This is a genomic window from Bradyrhizobium sp. 138 (assembly GCF_023074075.1).
Classification (GTDB): Bacteria; Pseudomonadota; Alphaproteobacteria; order Rhizobiales; family Xanthobacteraceae; genus Bradyrhizobium.
Genome location: NZ_JADPKT010000002.1, coordinates 117,262 through 136,796 on the forward strand (window position 1 = coordinate 117,262; position 19,535 = coordinate 136,796).

At 63.3% G+C, this 19,535-nt stretch carries 17 protein-coding genes, 1 tRNA gene and 1 pseudogene; 11 read left to right on the forward strand and 8 right to left on the reverse strand.

The genetic code is table 11. From position 1 onward, the window contains the following. Together IVA79_RS00860 and IVA79_RS00865 are read right to left on the reverse strand one after the other, a co-directional pair. The gene (locus IVA79_RS00860; protein WP_247549599.1) at window positions 1-1,014 is read right to left on the reverse strand and encodes an alpha/beta fold hydrolase; all 1,014 of its coding nucleotides are present in this window, start codon (window positions 1,012-1,014) and stop codon (window positions 1-3) included. A 147-nt stretch (window positions 1,015-1,161) separates the two neighbouring features. Then, window positions 1,162-1,965 (reverse strand): MBL fold metallo-hydrolase, encoded by an 804-nt coding sequence (locus IVA79_RS00865; RefSeq protein WP_247549601.1) that lies wholly within the window; start codon window positions 1,963-1,965, stop codon window positions 1,162-1,164. A gap of 163 nt (window positions 1,966-2,128) precedes the next feature. On the opposite strand from IVA79_RS00865, the gene IVA79_RS00870 reads away from it, so the two are divergent. Together IVA79_RS00870 and IVA79_RS00875 are read left to right on the forward strand one after the other, a co-directional pair. Beyond that, window positions 2,129-3,325 carry an MFS transporter gene (locus tag IVA79_RS00870; RefSeq protein ID WP_247549603.1) on the forward strand — a complete coding sequence of 399 codons (1,197 nt, stop codon included), beginning with the start codon at window positions 2,129-2,131 and terminating at the stop codon, window positions 3,323-3,325. Between the two features lie 197 nt (window positions 3,326-3,522). After that, window positions 3,523-4,473, forward strand: a complete 951-nt coding sequence (locus IVA79_RS00875; RefSeq protein WP_247549605.1) for an AraC family transcriptional regulator — start codon at window positions 3,523-3,525, stop codon at window positions 4,471-4,473. 39 nt (window positions 4,474-4,512) lie between these two features. Here the strand turns inward: IVA79_RS00875 and IVA79_RS00880 are convergent, their stop codons facing one another. Together IVA79_RS00880 and IVA79_RS00885 are read right to left on the reverse strand one after the other, a co-directional pair. Beyond that, window positions 4,513-6,126 (reverse strand): acyl-CoA synthetase, encoded by a 1,614-nt coding sequence (locus tag IVA79_RS00880; RefSeq protein ID WP_247549607.1) that lies wholly within the window; start codon window positions 6,124-6,126, stop codon window positions 4,513-4,515. 117 nt (window positions 6,127-6,243) lie between these two features. Continuing rightward, complete coding sequence (locus tag IVA79_RS00885) at window positions 6,244-6,459, reverse strand: hypothetical protein (RefSeq protein ID WP_247549609.1); 216 nt, start codon at window positions 6,457-6,459, stop codon at window positions 6,244-6,246. Between IVA79_RS00885 and IVA79_RS00890 the strand changes: the two genes are divergently transcribed. Together IVA79_RS00890 and IVA79_RS00895 are read left to right on the forward strand one after the other, a co-directional pair. Then, window positions 6,446-6,760, forward strand: a complete 315-nt coding sequence (locus IVA79_RS00890; protein ID WP_247549611.1) for a pilus assembly protein TadG-related protein — start codon at window positions 6,446-6,448, stop codon at window positions 6,758-6,760. The genes IVA79_RS00885 and IVA79_RS00890 overlap by 14 nt on opposite strands. Next, window positions 6,757-7,125, forward strand: a complete 369-nt coding sequence (locus IVA79_RS00895) for a hypothetical protein (RefSeq protein WP_247549613.1) — start codon at window positions 6,757-6,759, stop codon at window positions 7,123-7,125. The genes IVA79_RS00890 and IVA79_RS00895 overlap by 4 nt, the downstream gene beginning before the upstream one ends. An 83-nt stretch (window positions 7,126-7,208) precedes the next feature. On the opposite strand, the gene IVA79_RS00900 is transcribed toward IVA79_RS00895, so the two are convergent. After that, the gene (locus IVA79_RS00900; protein ID WP_247549615.1) at window positions 7,209-10,259 is read right to left on the reverse strand and encodes an adenylate/guanylate cyclase domain-containing protein; all 3,051 of its coding nucleotides are present in this window, start codon (window positions 10,257-10,259) and stop codon (window positions 7,209-7,211) included. Between the two features lie 285 nt (window positions 10,260-10,544). Here IVA79_RS00900 and IVA79_RS00905 point away from each other — a divergent pair, with 285 nt between their 5' ends. Then, window positions 10,545-11,045, forward strand: coding sequence for a hypothetical protein (locus tag IVA79_RS00905; protein ID WP_247549617.1), 501 nt, complete (start codon window positions 10,545-10,547; stop codon window positions 11,043-11,045). A gap of 271 nt (window positions 11,046-11,316) precedes the next feature. Here IVA79_RS00905 and IVA79_RS00910 read toward each other — a convergent pair whose 3' ends face one another. Beyond that, a complete protein-coding gene (locus IVA79_RS00910; protein ID WP_247549619.1) occupies window positions 11,317-12,213 on the reverse strand; it encodes an alpha/beta hydrolase in 897 nt (298 codons plus the stop codon). Between the two features lie 374 nt (window positions 12,214-12,587). Between IVA79_RS00910 and IVA79_RS00915 the strand changes: the two genes are divergently transcribed. Continuing rightward, window positions 12,588-13,283, forward strand: a complete 696-nt coding sequence (locus tag IVA79_RS00915; RefSeq protein ID WP_247549621.1) for a DUF899 family protein — start codon at window positions 12,588-12,590, stop codon at window positions 13,281-13,283. Window positions 13,284-13,638: 355 nt separating this feature from the next. Next, a complete protein-coding gene (locus tag IVA79_RS00920; RefSeq protein ID WP_247549623.1) occupies window positions 13,639-14,550 on the forward strand; it encodes an NmrA family NAD(P)-binding protein in 912 nt (303 codons plus the stop codon). Between the two features lie 72 nt (window positions 14,551-14,622). Here IVA79_RS00920 and IVA79_RS00925 read toward each other — a convergent pair. Beyond that, a tRNA-Met gene (locus IVA79_RS00925) sits at window positions 14,623-14,699 on the reverse strand. A 298-nt stretch (window positions 14,700-14,997) separates the two neighbouring features. Here IVA79_RS00925 and IVA79_RS00930 point away from each other — a divergent pair. From IVA79_RS00930 to IVA79_RS00945, 4 genes and pseudogenes are all read left to right on the forward strand, one after another. Further along, a pseudogene (locus IVA79_RS00930) lies at window positions 14,998-15,628 on the forward strand (aldehyde dehydrogenase family protein); the annotation flags it as partial. A gap of 63 nt (window positions 15,629-15,691) precedes the next feature. Next, the gene (locus IVA79_RS00935) at window positions 15,692-17,284 is read left to right on the forward strand and encodes a choline dehydrogenase (RefSeq protein WP_247549625.1); all 1,593 of its coding nucleotides are present in this window, start codon (window positions 15,692-15,694) and stop codon (window positions 17,282-17,284) included. 251 nt (window positions 17,285-17,535) lie between these two features. Then, the gene (locus tag IVA79_RS00940; protein ID WP_247549627.1) at window positions 17,536-18,048 is read left to right on the forward strand and encodes a CvpA family protein; all 513 of its coding nucleotides are present in this window, start codon (window positions 17,536-17,538) and stop codon (window positions 18,046-18,048) included. A gap of 128 nt (window positions 18,049-18,176) precedes the next feature. Beyond that, window positions 18,177-18,959, forward strand: coding sequence for an SDR family oxidoreductase (locus IVA79_RS00945; RefSeq protein ID WP_247549629.1), 783 nt, complete (start codon window positions 18,177-18,179; stop codon window positions 18,957-18,959). A 48-nt stretch (window positions 18,960-19,007) separates the two neighbouring features. Here IVA79_RS00945 and IVA79_RS00950 read toward each other — a convergent pair whose 3' ends face one another. After that, entirely contained in the window at window positions 19,008-19,484 is a 477-nt protein-coding gene (locus IVA79_RS00950) for a DUF3775 domain-containing protein (protein ID WP_247549631.1), read from the reverse strand. Between the last annotated feature and the right edge of the window lie 51 nt (window positions 19,485-19,535).

Here is a 19,535-nt window from a genome sequence, read left to right on the forward strand (position 1 = left end):
CTATTTGCCGAGAAGCTCTGCGATCTCCGCCTTGATGAAGGCGTGATCGCGCGGATTGCCAATGGGGTTGCCGGCGCGATGGCCGTGCAGGGACGGGATCGGATGCAGCACGGCCGATTTCGCGCCAGTCAACCGGCCGAGCTCGTCTTCGTTGTCGCGGACATCGAAATAGCGATCGGTCGCGCCCGGCATCAGCAGCATGTGCGCCTTGATCGCCGCCAGCGCCCGATCGAGATTGCCACCGAATGCGCCACAGCGACTGATGTCGCCGCGCTGCCAGATGCCGATCTGCGCCAGGAGATCATTGGCGTCGCGCCGCGCAAAGGCCGCATCCCAGGTGCGGACGAGATAATCTTCCAGCGAGGTGAAGCCGGCCTCGCGCCATCGCTCGTCGCGATAGAAGCCGTGCGACATCGCCCAGCCGGCATAGACGCGCCCCATGGCGCGATAGCCGGCGACGGGCTTTTCGGCAAAGCGGCCGTCGCGGAAGGCGGGATCGGCCGTGAGCGCGGCCTTCACGCTTTCCAGGAAGACGTAATTGTAGGGCGCGCAACGCGCACTGCCGCAGACCACGGCCGCGCGCGCGACCATATCGGGATGCAATACTGCCCAGTGATAGGCCTGCATGCCGCCCATCGACCAGCCATAGACGAGGGCGAGCTTTGCGATGCCGAAGCGCTCGGTGAGGAGCCGGTGCTGGACGGCGACCGCATCGTGATAGGTCATCTCGGGGAACGGCGCCGCGGTGTTGGACGGCGAGGACGACAGACCATTGCCGAGCAGATTCGGGATGATGATGAAATAGCGGGTGGGATCGAGCACGCCGTCGGCCCCGATCAGCCATTCAATGTCGGTGTGTTGCGCGCTGAACGAGGTCGGATAGAGGATAACGTTGTCCCTGGCCGGGCTCAGCACACCATAGGTCTTGTAGGCAAGCTTCAGCGAGGGGAAGACAGCGCCGGACTGGAGCACGACATCGGCGGCGTCGAAGATCTCGTAATCGTGCAGCGCCATTAAGCGTCCAACTCCCGCTCATGCGGCCGCAGAACGCCGCGGCATCCGATATGCATCGATCATGCCGGCTCCGCAGCTGCGTCATTGCAGCAGATCGATAACTGTACTTTTAGTACAGTTATTTTGGCACAGCAAGGTAAATCCGGCTCAAGCGATGGCGGCGATATAGCGCTCGACCGACGCCGCGAAGGCCGCCTTGGCACCTGTAGCGATGTTGCGTCCCCACCACGCGCCATAGATGCGATCGAAGGCGAGCGGCTCTATGGCGGCCGCGATCCGCCGCACCGCTGTGGCATTGAGCGGCATATAGTTGGGGTAGGAGTACATGAAGCTGACGAAGCGGCGGTCCATCGTCACCTGGGCGATGTCGCCGGTGAGTAGCGCGCCCCTGCCGTCCGCACCGCGCGCAGCGTGCAGCATGGTGGCGCCGGCGAAATGACCGCCGGTGCGCAGCAGCAGCACATCGTCGGAGATGCGGTGGCTTTCACCGGTCCAGTGCACGATCGAGGGATGCGGCCGCGTGACGAAAGCGCGATCCTCGGCATGCAGATAGACCGGCACGCGGCCGAAGGTCTCGCTCCAGTCGGCGACCGCGCCGTAGTAGTGCGGATGCGAGATCGCGATCGCCTTCAGTCCGCCGAGCGCTGCAACGTATTGGATGGCTTCATCGGTTGCCAGCGGAACGCAATCCCACATCACGCAGCCGTCGCCTTGGGGCACCAGCAGGGCGCGCTGCCCGATGGCGAAGCTCGGCTCCAGGCTGATGCCGGTGAAGCCAAGATCGTCGCGTCCGACTAGCCGGTGCCCCTGTGCAAGCTCCTCGCGGGTGATAAAGCTTTGCCCCTTCCAGTTCACGAACTGCCGCTCGTCCTCGCAAATCGGGCAGGAGGCGGGCGGATTTGCACCGTTCGGGAATTGCGCTCCGCAGGTTTCGCAGGTCCAGAGAGGCATGGCTCGATCTCCGTAGGGTCGCAGGATGACATCGTGAACAAGCCCTCAGCAAGGTCGATGAGCGGGAGGAATCGCCGGAACCAACGCGGCGAGCACCCGTTACGTTCAGGTCCACGCCAGAAGCGATTGGCTGAACTGTCACGAGGAGCGTGTTTAGGTATCGATGACGTCCCCCTCCTCGTCCCGTATCTGGCCTCTGTTCGCACTCAATTTCTTCATGGCCGACATGCAGTCGGGAATCGGACCGTTCGTCGGTGTGTTCCTCCAGGAGCGCGGCTGGGCGACCGGGCTGATCGGCACGGCTCTGACGATCGGCAATGTCGCGGGCATGCTGATCACGACGCCGATCGGCGGCTTCATCGATACCAGCCGCAACAAGCGGATGTGGGTCGTCATTCCCGGCATCTGCGTCGTTCTCGCCTCCGCCATCATCCTGATCTCGCAGGACTTCTGGGCGGTGACGTTCTCGCAAGTCGCGCAATCGCTGGCGAGCGCCGCGATCGTGCCGGCGGTGACAGGCATCACGCTCGGCATCGCCAAGCAGAAGGGCTTCAACGCACTCAACGGCCGCAACCAGGCGTACAACCACGCGGGCAACATGGTCGGCGCCGCGCTGTCGGGCTATCTCGGCTACAAATACGGCTATGTCGCCGTGTTCATGCTGGCGGCCGTTTTCGGTGCCATCGCGATCGCGTGCGTGCTGATGATCCCGGCCAAGGCAATCGATGACCGGGCCGCGCGCGGCAGCAAGGAGGATGACTCCAAGGCTCCGCCGGATGCGATGACGATGCTGCTCAAGCACAAGCCGCTGCTCGTGCTGGCGCTCGCGCTCGCGCTGTTCCACCTCGGCAATGCCGCAATCGTTCCGCTCTACGGGCTTGCAGCGGTCGCCGAGGAACAGGCAAACGGCCCGAGCTTCGTCGCGACCACCGTGGTGATTGCACAAGGCGTGATGATCGTGACCTCGCTGATCGCGATGAAGGCCGCGAGCAAGCGCAATTACTGGCCGGTGATCCTGGTCTCCTTCATGTTCCTGCCCATCCGCGGCGTGCTGGCCTTCTTCGTCACGGGATGGTGGGGCGTCGTGCCGATGCAGGTGCTGGACGGCATCGGCACGGGTCTGCAGACCGTTGCCGTTCCCGGCATGGTGGCGCGCGCGCTCAACGGCACCGGCCGCGTCAATCTCGGCCAGGGCGCCGTGATCACGGTGCAGGGTGTCGGCGCCAGCCTCAGTGCCGCGCTCGGCGGCTGGATCACGCAATGGATCGGCTACGGTCCGACCTTCCTGCTGCTCGGCGGCTTCGGGCTCGCATCGATGGCACTGTGGTTCGCGTTCGGGGCGACGGTGAAGAAGTATTGAGCTTCGCCACCCGCGCGAACACCCCAGCTGGAATTGCTTGTGCGATCCCGGCGCACCGAACTGCGGCACCTGGTCGCGGTCTCCGCGCGTCATCGCGAGTGGCTTATCACGCAATCCCGCGCTTTTGCCGTTGCGATGCACCGGTCTGACGGTACAACCTGCCGGCAGATCGCCGACAAACCTGCGCTTTTCGATCGATGACACAGCCACAACTCTCATTCAACGGCGATCCGACGGGGCCAGCCTATGAGGGGTGGCGCGAGCAGTTCTGCCGGCAGGTGATGGGGACCGATTTCGTTCCGATCGGAGACGGCCCTGTGCACCGGACAATCACGCCGGCTATCATTCCGCGCCTGAGGCTGTCCGCCTCCTACGGTACGCCGATGAGCTTCGTGTCCATGGGCACCAACGACGAATTGGTTGTCGCCATGTCACCGAATTCGGCTCTGAGCGGAACCATGGGCAGGCGCGCACTGAACATCGCGGCCGGCGACCTCACGATCGGAGATCCGTCGATCAGGGGGGCCAGAGTCACTCAGCTGGCCCACGGCAACTTCCAGACCGCACTGCTGCCCCGCAAGGCGCTGCTACGCGCGTGCCCGAATGCCGAGGACCTGATCGCGCAGCCGATTCCCGGCGCCAGGCCGATCACATCGATGTTCCTGCGATATTACGACCTGGCCCATACGCATTCGGACAAGCTCGCCCCGGCGGAGCTCGACGCGGTCTCGCAGCACCTGTTCGACCTCGCCGTGCTGATGATCGGAGCCCGCAGCGATGTCGCCGAGGAAGCTCGGACGCGCGGCCTTGCCGCGGCGCGTCTCGAGACTCTCAAATCCGACATCCTGGCACAGCTGGACAGCCCCGCACTGTCGCTCACCGTCCTGTCAGCCGCGCACCGGATCAGCCCACGCACGATCCAGCTGCTGTTCGAGCAGGCCGGCATCACCTATAGCAGCTTCGTGCTGGAGCAGCGCTTGCTGCGCGCCGATCGGCTGCTTCGAAATCCTGCCATGCGCACCCGCAAGATCATCGAGATCGCGCATCTCGCGGGTTTCCACGACGTCTCCTACTTCCATCGCGCGTTTCGCCGCCGCTTCGGACAGACGCCCGACGACGTCAGGAAGCTGGCCGGCAACGCCTTCTAGCGAAACTCGACCACGACGCTGCCGAACGCCGCCCCGGTTCTATGCCCCAAAATTCTTCTGGATCGCCTTGTCCAGCGTCTCGCCGCCAACGAAGCGCTGGCGCAGCTCGCGCTTGAGCAGCTTGCCGCTCGGATTCTTCGGCAAAGCGTCGACAAAAATGACGCGCTTGGGCACCTTGAAATGCGCCATCTGGCCGGAGCAGTGCTCGATGACGGCGTCCTCGTCCAGCTTTTCACCGCTCTTGACAACGACGATGGCGGTGACCGCCTCGATCCAGCGCGGGTCAGGCAGGCCGACGACGGCGACCTCGGAGACGGCGGGAATGCGATAGACCATCTCCTCGACCTCGCGGCTCGCGACATTCTCGCCGCCGGTCTTGATCATGTCCTTGACGCGATCGACCACGGTGATGTGGCCGTCCTCGTCGACCGTGGCGAGATCGCCGGAGTGAAACCAGCCGCCGGAAAATGCGGCTGCGGTCTTCACGGGATCGTTGTAATAGCCGGACAGCAGATGCGGCGAGCGGTGCACGATCTCGCCGACCTCCCCCACCTTCACGTCCTCCATCGAATTGTTGACCACGCGCGTCTCGACATTGAGCACGGGCTTGCCCGCCGCGCCCGCTTTGCGCAGCTGATCCTCCGGCCTCAGCACGGTCGCGAGCGGCGCGATCTCGGTCTGGCCGTAGAAATTCCAGAACTTGACGTTGGGCAGGCGGCGCTGGAGTTCGAGCAGCACCTCGACTGGCATGATCGAGGCGCCGTAATAGCCCTTCTGCAGGGTCGACAGATCGGTCTTGTCGAAGTTCGGCGAGCGCAGCATCGCAATCCAGATCGTCGGCGGCGCGAAGAAGGACGTGATCTTGTGCGCCTGGATCAGCGCCAGGATGTTGTCGGCCGTCGGCTTGCCCGTGATGACGCCGGAGGCGCCGAGATAGACTTGCGGCCCCAGGAAGACGTCGAGCTGGGCGCAGTGATAAAGCGGCAGCGCGTGCAGGAACTTGTCGTCCACGCTCATGCCGCCGTCGATGATGCAGCTGACATACTGCCACATCACGGCTTCATGGGTCAGCATCGCGCCCTTGGGCAGCGATTCCGTGCCTGAGGTGTAGACGATCTGGGCGAGATCGCGGCTGTCGACCGACGCTTCCAGGAACGAGCCGTCCGCATCAAGCAGATCGTCGAAGGTGGTGAGGCCCGCAGGCGCGGACGCAGGGTCCTCGCCCGGCAGCCAGATCATCTTCTCGACCGCGCAATCCCTGGCGCTGGCTGCGCGCGCGGGCTCGACGAAGTCAGGTCCGGTCGCGAGCAATTTTGCCCCGGAGCTCTTCAGGATGAAATTGATCTCGTCCGGATTGAGCATGAAGTTGATCGGCACCAGCACCGCTCCAATCCGCGCCACCGCAAAACGCAGCGCGGCGAAGGCGTGCGAATTGCGCGAGAGCACCGCGATGCGATCCTCTTTCTTGACGCCAAGGCCGAGCAGGCCGCGGCCGAGCCGGTTGCAGATCGCGTCCATCTCTGCGAAGGTCCAGCTCACCTCGCCGCAGCTCACTGCAAGCTTGTTCGGCTCCCGGCCCGCGGAACGGCGCAGGAGATCGCCGATGGAATGCTCGCGGGCTTTCGCGATGGTGGCTGCCGCGTCGACGGTCATGTCTTCTCCCTGATCCTCTACCCTGCGTGAATGACGGCCAGAGCATTCGCCAGCATGCCGTATTCAAACGTATTTTGCGTTTGCGTAAACGTAGTCGGCGCGATTGGCTGCGTCAAATCAATCGACCTGCGCGGTAAAATGAGGATTGCCGGAATGAGGCACCGTGCCGATAACATTCTTCATACCGGAATAGTACGGAATTTCAAATTCGGAACATGATAACTCAACGGCGTTAGGTATGAGCTGCGCGTGCGCACGACACACGCGCGCGTCGCTTGTTTTCATACCAATGTTTTCATACCAATATGAGTTTTGCCCGTTGCGTTTCAGCATTCTCCGCGCCTTCGGCCGCGACAATCGTGCCAACATCGCCGTGCTCTTTGCGCTGGCGCTCGTCCCGATTCTCGGATTCATCGGCGCAGCGATCGACTACACCATCGCCAACAAGCAGCGCACCAAGCTGCAGCAGGCCTTGGACCTGGCGCTGCTGGCGGGCGCGGCTGCCGGGAAGCAATCGCTCGACTCCGGAGCAAGCCAGAGCACAGCGATCAGCGTCGCCAACACCGCGGCTAGCACCTGTTCACCGGCAATACCACCGGCATCATTGCCCAGCTGGTCACGAACTTCACCGTGAACGGACTGAAGCTGTCGGGAACGGGCAATGCCAGCACGACAATTGCCACGAACTTTCTCAAGGTGATCGGCCACCCGAACCTGCAGGTGTCGGTGGTTTCGAACAGCTCGTCGACGACGCGGCCCTACCAGAACGTATATCTGCTGGTCGACATCTCCTCGTCGATGCTGTTGCCTTCCGCGCAAGCCGGCATCACGCAGATGGTCAACGGCACCGGCTGCGCGCTTGCCTGCCATGATCAGACCAACGGCACCGATTCCTACGCCTGGGCCCTGAACAAGGGTATCAGCTTCGCTACTGACGAACTAGGCGGCTGCCGCGCACGGCCTTTGCCCAATATCGAAAAACAACCCCATGCACAGTAGCCAAGCCCTTGCGATATCTGCGAGATCTATCTGAGGCGGGGGGCAGTCCGATCTGCGTCCTCGCGAACCGGGCAGGAGCGGGATCAGGTCAACTCGTCGCCGCGCGCCAGCACCTCGTTCAGCATCGCCTCGGCCTTGTGCTGCAGCGGCTGCGCGCCGCTTTCGGAGGCGATGGCGATTGTCCCGCGCAAGGACGCGAGGATGGCCGCCTGGTCGTCTGCGCTGGAGGCGGGCGTCACCATGGCCTCACCGAACAGGGCCTCGGCCTCGAGGCCTGAAAACCCCTGCTGGCGGGCGGTGTTGCGCGCCTCGCGCAGCATGTTCTGCGCCGCCTGGACGTCGCCGAGGTGGAAGGTCGCGAGCGCAAGGTAGATCGAGCTGCGCAGCACCGCCGAGGTATAGCCGACCGCCTTCGCCTCCTCGCGCGCCTCGGCCAGCATGCCGCGCGCCCGGTCGAACAGCCCCTGCTCCAGATAGGCGATGCCGAGGTGGCAGGCGAGCACCGGCACGAACAGCCGGATGCCGTGCTTCTGCGCAAGAACGAAGCCGTCTTCGAGAATGGCAGCAGCGGCCGCCGGATCGTTCTGGCCGAGCTTCAGCCAGCCGCCACTATAGGCGGCAGCGACGCGGTCGTAGGGGCGGCCCGTCTCCTCGGCGATGGCCGCGGCCTGCTGCTGGAGCTGCTCGGCAGCATCGAGCTCGCCCATGACGGTGTGGGTGATGCTGTTCATCATGCAGCAAAGCAACAACGCAGATTTCGGGGTCGAGCCGAAAGGAGCACTGGCCTCCGGCCCCGTCAGTTGGGCGCAGGTCCGCGAGAAGAGCCGATCAGCTTCACGATAGCGCCCGGCAAGAAAATATACCTGGCCAAGACCGTATTGCGCAGCATTGAGCCAACCCGGATTGCCCCACTCTCGCGCAAGGCGCAACACTTCCTCGCCGACGATGACCGCTTCGACTGGTGTCCCGTAGAAATTCTGTGCAGCTGCCATCACCGTCAGAGCGGCTACTTTCCGCCCGATGTCGTTGATCGCATCGGCACGACGCTCGGCCTCCTTGCCGAGGTTCAGCCATTCGGCGATCTGGCCGGACGCAATGAATGCCGCACGCGCCTCGATACGAACGTCCACGGCATTCGCTTCCCTTGCAGGATTGGCCGGTGTCATGTCCAGCGATCTCATCGCGGTCTCGAAATAGTCCGCCGCATCGGTAAATGCCGATCGCGCCAGACATCGTCTCGCCGAAGCCCTGCCGTAGACGAACGATTTGTCCCAATCCTTCGCTCGCGTGGCGTGATAGCAGAGCTTGTCGGGATCGTCGGCACCGCCTTCGCTGCCCTCCAGGGCTGAAAGAATGCGCGCATGGATGTCTTCACGCACCTTTTCGACCATCGAGTCATAGGTGACCTGCCGGACCATCTCATGCCGGAACTCCAGCGAATTTTCCAATTCGCTGTCGATCCTGACGAGCAAATCGGCACGATCGAGCGCTGCGAGGCACCCCTGCAGGGCATCGTCGGACAGAGCTGCGATCTTCCCCAGCATGGCTTCGTTCGATCTCGGCCCTAAAGTGGCGGCGATCTGCAGCACGGATCGCTCTTGCTTGGACATTCGATCGAGACGCGCTGCGATCACGCCCTGGATGCTGGTGGGAATACCGAGCTCGTCGATCGGACGCGCGAGCGCCAGATCGCCCCATTGGCCGCGCAGCGTGCCGCTATCCTTCAATCCGCGGCAGACCTCCTCGATGAACAGGGGGACGTTGGCGGTATGGGATATGATCCGGCTCTTCAGATCGGCGTTGGTTTCGGAGGAGCCGAGCATGTCTGCCAGCATGGCCAGCCCGGAATCGTCGTCGAGCGGCCGCATCGCGACGATCTCTGCCTGACAACGCGCAATCCAGACCGGCATGCCATTTGGCCGCGAGGTGAGGAGCACAAGAAGACCGGCCGTCTGCAGCGAGGCGATGGCGGCCACGACGACATCGCTGGCCCGATCAATCCAGTGCAGGTCCTCAAGCAGAACCACCGTTCGCTGGCGGTTGGCGAGATTACCGATGATGGCACAGCTTGCATCGGAGAATGCTCGCCCCCGTGCATGAGGCTCCAGCTCGTCCCAGTGCGGATCCGATATCGGCAGATCGAGCACCGCGTCGAGCGCGGCTTGCTGGATCGCCGGCAGGTCTTTGCGAAGATCCTCCGCACCGCGGGGATCCTTCCCCGCATCCATTGCCGCCAGCAAGATCCGCTTGAGCGTGCTGAACGGGGCGCCCTGAAGGTTCGGGCTGGACTCGGCGTCGATCAGCCGCCAGCCATCGGCCTTCAACTGCTGGGCAAACTCATGCGCAAGCCGGGATTTGCCGATACCCGCATCGCCCAGCAGCAGGACGGTCTGTCGGGCGGCCCTGGCGCTGCCGGCGGCACGCTCCAGCAGAGCCCGCTCGGTCGTCCGGTCGACGAAGCGGGAGACGCTGCGCGCCCTCCGCACCCGCCAGCTCGACAGGTCGCTCGCGCCTACGATCCGATAGACCGGCACGGGCTGGCTGAAGCCGCGCAGGGACTTGCCGCCCAGCGCTTCGAACCGGACATGTCCCTCGGCGAGCTTTTGACAAGCCTCCGAGGCGTAGATCTGGTTGGCCTCAGCCGCCGCCTCGAGTCGTGCCGCCAGATGCTGGGCCGCACCACCGATCTCGTAGACCTTGGAGAACTCGCTGGCGACCATGTAGGCAACGACATGGCCGGAGTGGAGGCCGACCCGCACCTGAAGTCCGGGGTCACCCAGGCTTGCGACGCGCCTGACCAGTTCGATCGCCGCGTGGCAGGCCATGGGCGCATGGTTGTCATCTGCAATCGGAGCGCCGAACACTGCGGCAAGCCCGTCGCCCAGCTCCTTGCTGACGATGCCGCCGAACTGCCGAACCGCCCCTCGCATCGCCGCCAAGGCCGGCTCCAGACGCGAGACCGCCTCCTCCGGATCGAGCTCCGCAACGAGCCCGGTGGACTCGACCACATCGGCCCGGAGAATTGTGACGAACCGCCGTTCGCTGTCGGGATCGGAGCGGCGCACGCCCGTACCGCAATTGGGGCACCGGCTGTCGCCAGGATCAATCGTCGACTGACACGCCGCGCAAAGCATTCCCGTGCTCTCAAGACTTTGCAGCGGTATCCTCGGTCGGCCTCTGCAAACGATAGCGATAAGATCGCTTAAGGAAACCTGCTTAGCAACGGGGCATGCAATTCATATTGGGCATAGCATCCCCGAACCGGTTGGCGATCTGGACGATTCACAGTTCCAGGTGGTAGCTTGTAAAAGCTGCGCGAAAAAGAGGCTGCGAAAAACGGACCGCCAGGCCTGTGTTCAAGCCGTCGCCAAGCTGCATATTTCCCGAGGAAGCCAAGCACTCATTGAGGGGCAAAATACATGGGCATGTTAGTCTATACGGGTAAGCCTTTTAAAGACCTGATGAACAGCAATTATTATCCGCTGGCGAACATGAAGAGAAGCGTCGCCAAGCTCAAGGCATCTGAAGACATCGACCTGCCGACATTGGAATACGGCCAGTACCACCTGATCCTGAACCCGCCTTCGACATGGCCGCAGGGAAGCGCCAAATACTGGCACAAGGAGAAGGGCCGGGCCCGCGTCGACCTCAGCACCCAGCCGAACACGGTCCCCCTGTCCAGGGACGAGCCCGGCGTCATCCCGTTGACGCGATGCGACCTGCTCGATGCCTGTGTCCGGAAGTGCTTCAACTCCGAACCGCCGATCCCGATGAAAACCAACATCATCACTCACGCGGCCAGCGATGCCTATGCCCATCGGCACGAGATCCGGCTGGAGTGGGAATACAAGAAGGGATCGGACAAGCCGACGCTGCTCAATCTGACGATGGTCTGTCCGCATAAGCCTCCCAAGCCCTGATCTCGGGTCGAGCCCGACGGGTCGCCGGAGGAAGGTCCGATGTCATCGCCGTCTCATTCGCCCGCGAATGCGTTGCTCGACGGGCTGATCCTGCGCACGCTGCTGCAGCCTCAACTTGCTCGGCCGCTTCGTGAACCGCCGAGCCGCCCACGGCGGTCGGCCGGTCTCCGCTAAAGCATGATCCGGAAAAGTGCGCAGCGGTTTTCCGAAAAGATCATGCTCAAACAACAACCTAAAGCGCGATGACGATTCATCCTAATCGCATCGCGCTCTAGCGTCTGCCGAAAAACCGGTTCAATTCGTCTGCCGTGTGCTGCGGAAACTCCTCGGGGAAGAAGTGCCCTCCATCGAGCGGCTTTCCCTGCACGTCATCGGCCCAGGTCCGCCATAACCCCAAGGGACCGCCCTCGCTCGCGTACCACGCGTTCAACGGGCCGCGACCACTCCAGAGGACCAGGACTGGGCAATCAATCCGTCGGCCGGAATTGCGATCCGCCAGATCGTGCTCGTGATCGATCGTCGCCGCCGCGCGATATTCCTCGCAGATCGCGTGAACATGCGCCGCATCGCGCAACGCCTCGACATAGGCTGCTCGGACCGCCGGACTGAAGCTAGTTGCTGCCGAACCCCAGCCATGGAGGGCATTGTCGACGACGGCGTCGGGAGCTGCGGACAACAGCCGCTCAGGGAGAGGCTCAGGCTGCGCAAGCAACGACCAGGGCCAATAGCCGACCGCCAGTTTCTTGTCGGCGCGCTCCCAGGCATCGGCGATCGGAACGACGTCGAGGACAGCGAGCCGCTCCACGCGTTCGCCATGGTCGAGCGCGAGCCGATAGGCGACACGGCCACCGCGATCATGGCCCGCAACCGAGAAGCGGTCGAAGCCAAGGCGCGTCATGACGGACACCATGTCCCTTGCCATCGCACGTTTCGAATATGGTGCGTGGTCGGGGCCTGAGGGAGGACATGCGCTGCGCCCATATCCGCGAAGGTCGGCGCAGACCACGGTAAATTGCGCGGCGAGCAACGGCGCAACGTCCCGCCACATCAGATGCGTCTGCGGAAATCCGTGCAGCAGGAGAACGGCCGGTCCCGAACCGCCCCTGCGTATGAAAATCCGCGCCTCCTCCGCCTGAACATCTGCGGCCTCGAAATCCTCGAAAGTCATGGGGCCAGTCCCTTCCGAACGACGGCGAATCAAGAAGCAGGTCCTATCCCCGCAAGCTCCTATTGACGCCCGGATGCAGGTTGGGTTCCGTCCGCAACATCGTGTCGTTCGAGCTACGCCAAAACAAAAATGGCCCCTGTCACGCAGGCCATTCGTAACGGAGCCGGTCAATCCGACTCTGGTTGCGGAGAGGCGCAACCACCGATGCCAACCCTCGCTGGCTGTAACCTTTTCAGGGCGCCCGCAAGTTCCATCGCGATGGATCGGCGGCTGCCCCCCACTTTCGCGAAGGCTTTCCGAATAAGTGAGCGGAGGTGTCGGAACGAGGCGCCGCCGGACGTCTTCACGGGTAAGTCCCAACCAGAGGTCACGCCATGGATAGTTCCATCCTGAAGCCTGCTTCCGAGCTCGCTCGCACGAACAAAGCTCATTTTCCCAACGAAAGCACTGACTACCGCCGCGCTCGACAAAGCCTCCTGGCCGAGGAGATCGAGCTGCGTCGTCATATCGAGCATGTCGCTGAATTGCGCCGCGCTCTGCCGCCTGGCGGCGAGGTGAAGAAGAACTACGTGTTCGAAGGCGAGAATGGCAAAGCGAATTTCGTCGATTTGTTCGACGGCAAGCAGACGCTCGCGATCTACAGCTACATGTTCGGCCCGCAGCGGCAGACGCCATGCCCGATGTGCACCTCATTCACGAGCACGTGGGAGCACAAATTGCCCGACATCGAGCAGCGTATTGCCTTCGTCTTCATCGCGCGGTCGCCGATCACGCGGTTGATCGAGGCAAAGAAAGCGCGTGGCTGGACACGACACAAGATCTTCTCTGACATCTCCGGCGACTACACGCGCGACTACGTCAGCGCCGAGGACGCCGACGTGCCCGGCTACAGCGTGTTCACGCAGCGCGATGGCACGATCCGGCATTTCTGGTCCGGCGAGATGGGCGCCACGATGACCGACCCCCAACAGGACCCACGCGGCGCGCCCGACATCGATCCGCTCTGGACCATCCTCGACACCACACCAGAGGGGCGCGGCACCGACTGGTATCCAAAGCTCGCTTACTGAGCGCTTCTGCCGTCATTGATCATGCATGCCCGCGCAATCCGATCTGCAAAGGTCGCGTGGCAGACGATGACCTCTATAAGGTCACAAAACCCAAAACAAAGATGGCCCGCGTCATGCGGGCCATCTTCGCATCGGATCCGGTGAAATCTGAACTTGGTTGCGGGGATGCGCACCCACCGATACCGAGGCGGCCGCACCGCTTTTGCGAACGCTCTCCGAAAAATTGAGAGGAGGTGTCGGAACGAGGCGCCGCCGGCAATTGTGATTTGCGCCCTTCCTATTATCCGACTGGGCCGATCACGGAACCATGGGCGACGCGGAATACTTACCCGATTCAGCCTTATGGAGAGCAGAAATGTTCATCGTGATCGGAGCAAACGGCCGCGTCGGCTCGGCGGTGGCGTCGACGTTGCTGAATGCAGGGCGGCCAGTCACGGCCGTGCTTCACAGCAGCAACAACGATACCGATTGGCGCAAACGCGGCGCACAGACCGCGGTCGTCGATGTGCGCAACACCGACGCCCTGCGTGCGGTGTTCAGGACGGGCACCCGCGCTTTCCTGCTAAACCCGAACGCCGATGTCTCGACCGACACCGATCGTGAGGGACACGCTACTGTTCGGAGCATCGTCGCGGCAGTCGACGGATCCGGTCTCGAGAAAGTCGTAGCGGCGTCCACTTATGGCGCCCAACCGGGCGAGCGCTGCGGCGATCTCAATATCCTCTACGATTTCGAGCAGGCGCTTGCCGCGCGATCGATACCGGCGACCATACAGCGAGGCGCCTACTACATGAGCAACTGGGACGAAATGCTCGGTGCCGCGAAGAGAGGCGTGTTGCCGACAATGATTCCGGGAGACATGAAGATCCCGATGGTCGCGCCCGCCGATCTCGGCAAAGCGGCCGCGCGCCATTTACTGGAGCCATCCTACGATCGTGAAGTACATTATGTCGAAGGGCCCGAGCGCTATTCGCCGCAGGACGTAGCGGATGTCTTCGCGGCGGCGCTCGGCAATCCGGTGAAGGTCGAGGTCCTACCGCGCGATCAATGGATTGCGGCTTATCGAAAGCTGGGCTTCTCTGCCGCAGCGGCCGAGTCTTATGCGCGAATGACCGCGGTCAGCGTCGATAGCGGCTTTGCCATGTCGGAGCTCTTCGGACGCGGGAGGACCACTCTCGAAGATTATATTGGCGCGCTTGTCGCCAAGTCGCGCGGCTCGCACGCTCTGCCAGGGGTGCACGGCGCGGCTCGAGAGAGCCGGCATTGAGGCTCTCCCCCCAAACAAAAATGGCCCGCATCATGCGGGCCATTTTCGTCTCGGAACCGGTCATTCCGAATTTGGTTGCGGGGATAGGATTTGAACCTATGACCTTCAGGTTATGAGCCTGACGAGCTACCGGGCTGCTCCACCCCGCGTTAAACACTTGCGCGCCTTCAGTTAGATCCCGGGACGGTCGGTTGAGGCCGGCGCTGTTCGCGTGGCTTTCCTCTTCCGTCCCAAAGGCTTCCTTGGAAGGCAACCCCGGGCAGTGCCCATCGGGTGCGGGGCGTATGTATCAAGGCGGGCTGGCTTTGGAAAGGGCTGCGGGAACGTTTTTTTCGACTTTATGACAGGCGAATGGACCGATTTCCTGCGCTCTTGCCAGAAGTTCCACAAAGGGCCAGCTTGCGGCAACAAGATTAAGGCTGAATCGCCGCTTGAGGGAGGAACGCCGTGGACAAATCCCTGACGAGCGCCCCGGTTGGAGCGCTGGAGCAGGCCTTCCACGCCATGGTCGCGGGACGAGCCGGCGCCCGGTCTTGCCGAGCGGCTCGACCGGCTGGCGCGACTGCGCAGCATTGTCGCCGACAACGAAGAGCGTTTCCGGCAGGCGATCTCGGCCGATTTCGGCCACCGCTCGGCGGTCGAGACCACCATCGCCGAGACCATGCTGCTGTTCTCCGAGATCCGCCATGCCACCAAACACCTGAAGGGCTGGATGGCGCCGCAGCGGGTCGCGACCGCGCTGCAATTCCTCCCCGCCCGCAACCGGCTGATGCCGCAGCCGCTCGGCGTGGTCGGCATCATCGCGCCGTGGAATTATCCGCTCCAGCTCACGCTCGCGCCTGCGATCGGCGCGCTCGCCGCCGGCAATCGCGTCCTCATCAAGCCGAGCGAGCTGACGCCGCATTTTTCAGCGCTGCTGAAGGAGACGGTCGCTGCGAGGTTCGACAGCACGGAAGTGCTGGTCACCGGCGTCGAAGAAGAGATCGCTGAGGCCTTTGCGCGCCTGCCGTTCGACCACCTCGTGTTCACTGGCTCGACCCCGGTCGGGCGGCTGGTCGCGGAGGCCGCGGGGCGCAACCGGAGGGATTTTGGATTGCTTCGCTGCGCCCGCAATGACGAAAAGAAAATGCAGGGGGAATAAGTGACCGACACATTCGATTTCGTCGTCGTGGGCGCGGGCTCCGGTGGCTGCACCGTCGCGGGGCGGCTGTCGGAGGATGCGGGGACATCCGTCGCGCTGCTCGATGCGGGCGGACGGAACGACAATTGGCGAATCACCACGCCGTTCGGGCTCGCTTTGCCATACAGCGCGGCCAACTGGGCCTTCGATACCGTGCCGCAGAAGGGATTGAACGGCCGCATCGGTTATCAGCCGCGCGGCAAGGGCCTCGGCGGCTCCTCGGCGATCAACGCCATGGTCTACATCCGCGGCCACAAATCGGACTACGATCACTGGGCTGCGCTCGGCAATACCGGCTGGTCGTATGCCGACGTACTGCCCTATTTCAAGCGCTCCGAGAACAACATCGATTTCGACGGCGCGCATCATGGCAAGGGCGGCCCCCTGCACGTCAACAGGCTACGCTCGGGCAATCCGATCCATGACATCTTCCATCAGGCCGCGCGCGAGGCGCAGTTCCGTATCCGCGACGACTTCAATGAGGAGGACCACGAGGGGCTCGGCAGCTACCAGGTGACGCAGCACAATGGCGAGCGCTGGAGTGCGGCGCGCGCCTATCTTGATCCCCACAAGGGCAAGCGCACGAACCTGCGTGTCGAGACGGGCGCGCACGCCACGAAGATCCTGTTCGAGGACCGCCGCGCGGTCGGCATCGAATATTTGCAGGGCAAGCAGACGAAGCAGCTGCTCGCTCGCCGCGAGGTGATCCTTGCCGCCGGCGCCTTCCAGTCACCGCAACTGCTGATGCTGTCGGGCATAGGCGAAGGCGATGCGCTTCGTTCGCGCGGCCTTGGCGTCGTGCATCATTTGCCGGGCGTCGGACGCAATCTGCAGGATCATCCGGATTTCGTGTTCGTCTACGCCTCCGACTATCCGCACTTCGTGCACTCGTCGATCAGCCGGTTGCCATCCCTGCTCCGCGCCGTGCAGCGGTACCGCCGCGAGCGTCGCGGCCTGATGACCACCAATTTCGCCGAATGTGGCGGTTTCCTGAAGACGCAGGCTCACCTCGACGTGCCCGACATCCAGCTGCACTTCGTCATCGCGATGCTCGACGACCATGGCCGCAAGAAGCATAAGCAGGCGGGATTCTCATGCCATGTCTGCCTGCTCAGACCGAAGAGCCGCGGCAGCGTCTGGCTGAAAAGCGCCGATCCGCTCGCGGCGCCGATGATCGATCCGAACTTTCTGGGCGAGGAGGAGGATCTCGATACCCTGGTCGCCGGCTTCAAGACCACGCGGCGGCTGATGGAGACGCCTGCACTGCGCGCGTTGCAAAAGAAGAACATGTTCACGGCGAACGTGAAAACCGACGACGACATCCGCGCCATCCTGCGCGAGCGCGTCGACACCGTCTATCACCCGGTCGGCACCTGCAAGATGGGAACGGATGCGATGGCCGTGGTCGATCCCGCGCTGAAGGTGCATGGGGTTGAAGCCTTGCGCGTCGTCGACGCTTCCATCATGCCGACGTTGATCGGCGGCAACACCAATGCGCCGACGATCATGATCGGGGAGAAGGCGGCGGATATGATCAGAGCGGAGAGCAGGTAGGGTCGCGCCGCCGTCGCATTCTCCGCTGTCGTCCCCACCACCCTCCCGTCATGCAACCCGACGCTTTCGAGGCCCGCAGCAAATCACGCCACTGCGAGGATAGTTTCTTTACGGACGTTGAATAGGTCTGACAGACGATTTCCTTGAAGTACCCTGAGCTTTTGGAGCCACCAATACAGACGATTTTATCGATCTGAAACCGGAACGATCGGTCCGGCGTTCATTCGTTCCATCGCGGCAGGGTTTTGCTCATGAACAGTTTCGATCTCGCAGTCTATGCCGCGCTCGCCATCGCGGTCGGCTTCGGTTTCAGGACCGGCCTGCTGCGCAGCGCCATGACCATCCTCGCCTATCTTGTCGCCGCACCGATCGCGGTCGCACTGATGCCGCTGATTGCGCCGCAGATTGCAGGCAACCCGAATTCACCGCTGCTGCAGAACTGGATCTGGCTGTTCGGCATCTTCGTCGTGGTCGGCATGCTGTTCGGGCATATCGGCCGCATCGCGCTGAACGACACCATCGGCGAGGCCGGCATCGGCGACCGGCTCGGCGGCGCCGCGCTCGGCGCCATCAGGGTCGGTCTCATCGCCACCACGTTGGTGCTGGTGTTCGACCAGATCGTGCCGGCCAACCGCCAGCCGCCGTTTCTCGCCGGCTCGCATCTGCGGCCGCTGCTCTCGACGGCAGGGCAGATGGGCTTCAAGTCGCTGCCGCCGGAAGCGGCCTCCGCGATCGACCGCCTCAGGCAGGAGCGGCGGATCTGATCAGGCGCTTTTGCATCGCCGCGCGAGCGTGCATGCATTTTGATGCGAGCCCGTCCCTTATCAGCGGCGCCACGATTGGCTAGAGTGCCGCCATCCAAAACCTGCCTGCTATTTTCGGGAGTGAAACAGTGGATCTTGGGATCAAAGGTCGCCGCGCCATCGTCTGCGCATCCAGCAAGGGCCTCGGCCGTGCCTGCGCCATCTCGCTGGCGGAAGCCGGCGTTCACGTCACGCTGACTGCGCGCGGCGCCGAGGCTCTGAAGAAGACGGCCGACGACATCCGCAAAGCCTATCCTGATGTGACGGTCACCGAGATCGTCGGCGACATCACGACGCCGGCGGGCCGCGAAGCCGTGCTGAAGGCGTGTCCCGAGCCCGACATCCTGATCAACAATGCCGGCGGCCCGCCGCCCGGCGATTTCCGCAACTGGACCCGCGACGACTGGATCAAGGCGATCGACGCCAACATGCTCACCCCGATCGAGCTGATCAAGTCGACCGTGGACGGCATGATGGCGCGCAAGTTCGGCCGGATCGTCAACATCACCTCGGCCGCGGTGAAGGCGCCGATCGACATCCTCGGCCTCTCCAATGGCGCCCGCGCCGGCCTCACCGGCTTCATCGCCGGCCTGTCACGCAAGACGGTGATCAACAACGTCACCATCAATGGCCTCTTGCCGGGCCCGTTCGAGACCGATCGTCTCACCGGCACCGCCAAGGCCGAGGCCGACAAGCGCGGCGTCTCAGCGGAGCAGATCCTGACCGAGCGTGCCAAGCTCAACCCCGCCGGCCGTTTCGGCCAGCCCGACGAGTTCGGCTATGCCTGCGCCTTCCTGTGCGGCGCCAAGGCCGGCTTCATCACCGGGCAGAACATCCTGCTCGATGGTGGCGCATTCCCGGGGACGCTGTAACGTCCTTCGCTCTCTCCCCGTCCTGCGGGGAGAGAGCATTTGGCAAGATCACCGCTGCTTCGTCGGCTCGTCTTCGTCCTGCTGACTCGGAGCAGACGAGTCGGCCGTCGTGCGCTCGTCGGTCCAGTCGATGCCGAGCTCGTCGAGCCCGCCCGCAAGCAGATCGCCCAGCATCGGCTCGCCAATCAGATAGTGCACCGTTTCGCGGCGCGGGCTGCGATACTCGGTGCGCGCCTCGGCCGCGCGTGCGCGCAAATCGTTCCAATCGTCGATCGTGCCGTCGCCGCGACCGAGCCAGGTCAGCGTGACGAGATCGACCTGCTCGTCCTCGTTCAAAGCGATCATGAAGCTGCCGAGCTCGTTGACGACGGGATCAGAGCCATCGTCGTCGAGGACGTCGATCATATCGTCGTCGGCAGCGTTCGAGCCGGAATCCGGATCGGAAGCCGCCTCCTTGACGTCGAATTCCCGCGCCTTCGCGATGATGAAGGCGACCTTCTCCGTAGAAATCGCAAGCTCTGGCATGGCTCCTCCTCCAGTTCCCGCGATAACGCCGCATCGCGTCAGATGATCCAT

What these genes read in the sequence shown, in the direction of transcription:
- IVA79_RS00885 (WP_247549609.1), bottom strand. Translation starts at nt 6,459, where the DNA reads ATGCTGAAACGCAACGGGCAAAACTCATATTGGTATGAAAACATTGGT.
- IVA79_RS00900 (WP_247549615.1), bottom strand. Translation starts at nt 10,259, where the DNA reads ATGCTTTGCGCGGCGTGTCAGTCGACGATTGATCCTGGCGACAGCCGG.
- IVA79_RS00915 (WP_247549621.1), top strand. Translation starts at nt 12,588, where the DNA reads ATGGATAGTTCCATCCTGAAGCCTGCTTCCGAGCTCGCTCGCACGAAC.
- IVA79_RS00940 (WP_247549627.1), top strand. Translation starts at nt 17,536, where the DNA reads ATGAACAGTTTCGATCTCGCAGTCTATGCCGCGCTCGCCATCGCGGTC.
- IVA79_RS00865 (WP_247549601.1), bottom strand. Translation starts at nt 1,965, where the DNA reads ATGCCTCTCTGGACCTGCGAAACCTGCGGAGCGCAATTCCCGAACGGT.
- IVA79_RS00880 (WP_247549607.1), bottom strand. Translation starts at nt 6,126, where the DNA reads ATGACCGTCGACGCGGCAGCCACCATCGCGAAAGCCCGCGAGCATTCC.
- IVA79_RS00920 (WP_247549623.1), top strand. Translation starts at nt 13,639, where the DNA reads ATGTTCATCGTGATCGGAGCAAACGGCCGCGTCGGCTCGGCGGTGGCG.
- IVA79_RS00950 (WP_247549631.1), bottom strand. Translation starts at nt 19,484, where the DNA reads ATGCCAGAGCTTGCGATTTCTACGGAGAAGGTCGCCTTCATCATCGCG.
- IVA79_RS00860 (WP_247549599.1), bottom strand. Translation starts at nt 1,014, where the DNA reads ATGGCGCTGCACGATTACGAGATCTTCGACGCCGCCGATGTCGTGCTC.
- IVA79_RS00875 (WP_247549605.1), top strand. Translation starts at nt 3,523, where the DNA reads ATGACACAGCCACAACTCTCATTCAACGGCGATCCGACGGGGCCAGCC.
- IVA79_RS00910 (WP_247549619.1), bottom strand. Translation starts at nt 12,213, where the DNA reads ATGACTTTCGAGGATTTCGAGGCCGCAGATGTTCAGGCGGAGGAGGCG.
- IVA79_RS00870 (WP_247549603.1), top strand. Translation starts at nt 2,129, where the DNA reads ATGACGTCCCCCTCCTCGTCCCGTATCTGGCCTCTGTTCGCACTCAAT.
- IVA79_RS00905 (WP_247549617.1), top strand. Translation starts at nt 10,545, where the DNA reads ATGGGCATGTTAGTCTATACGGGTAAGCCTTTTAAAGACCTGATGAAC.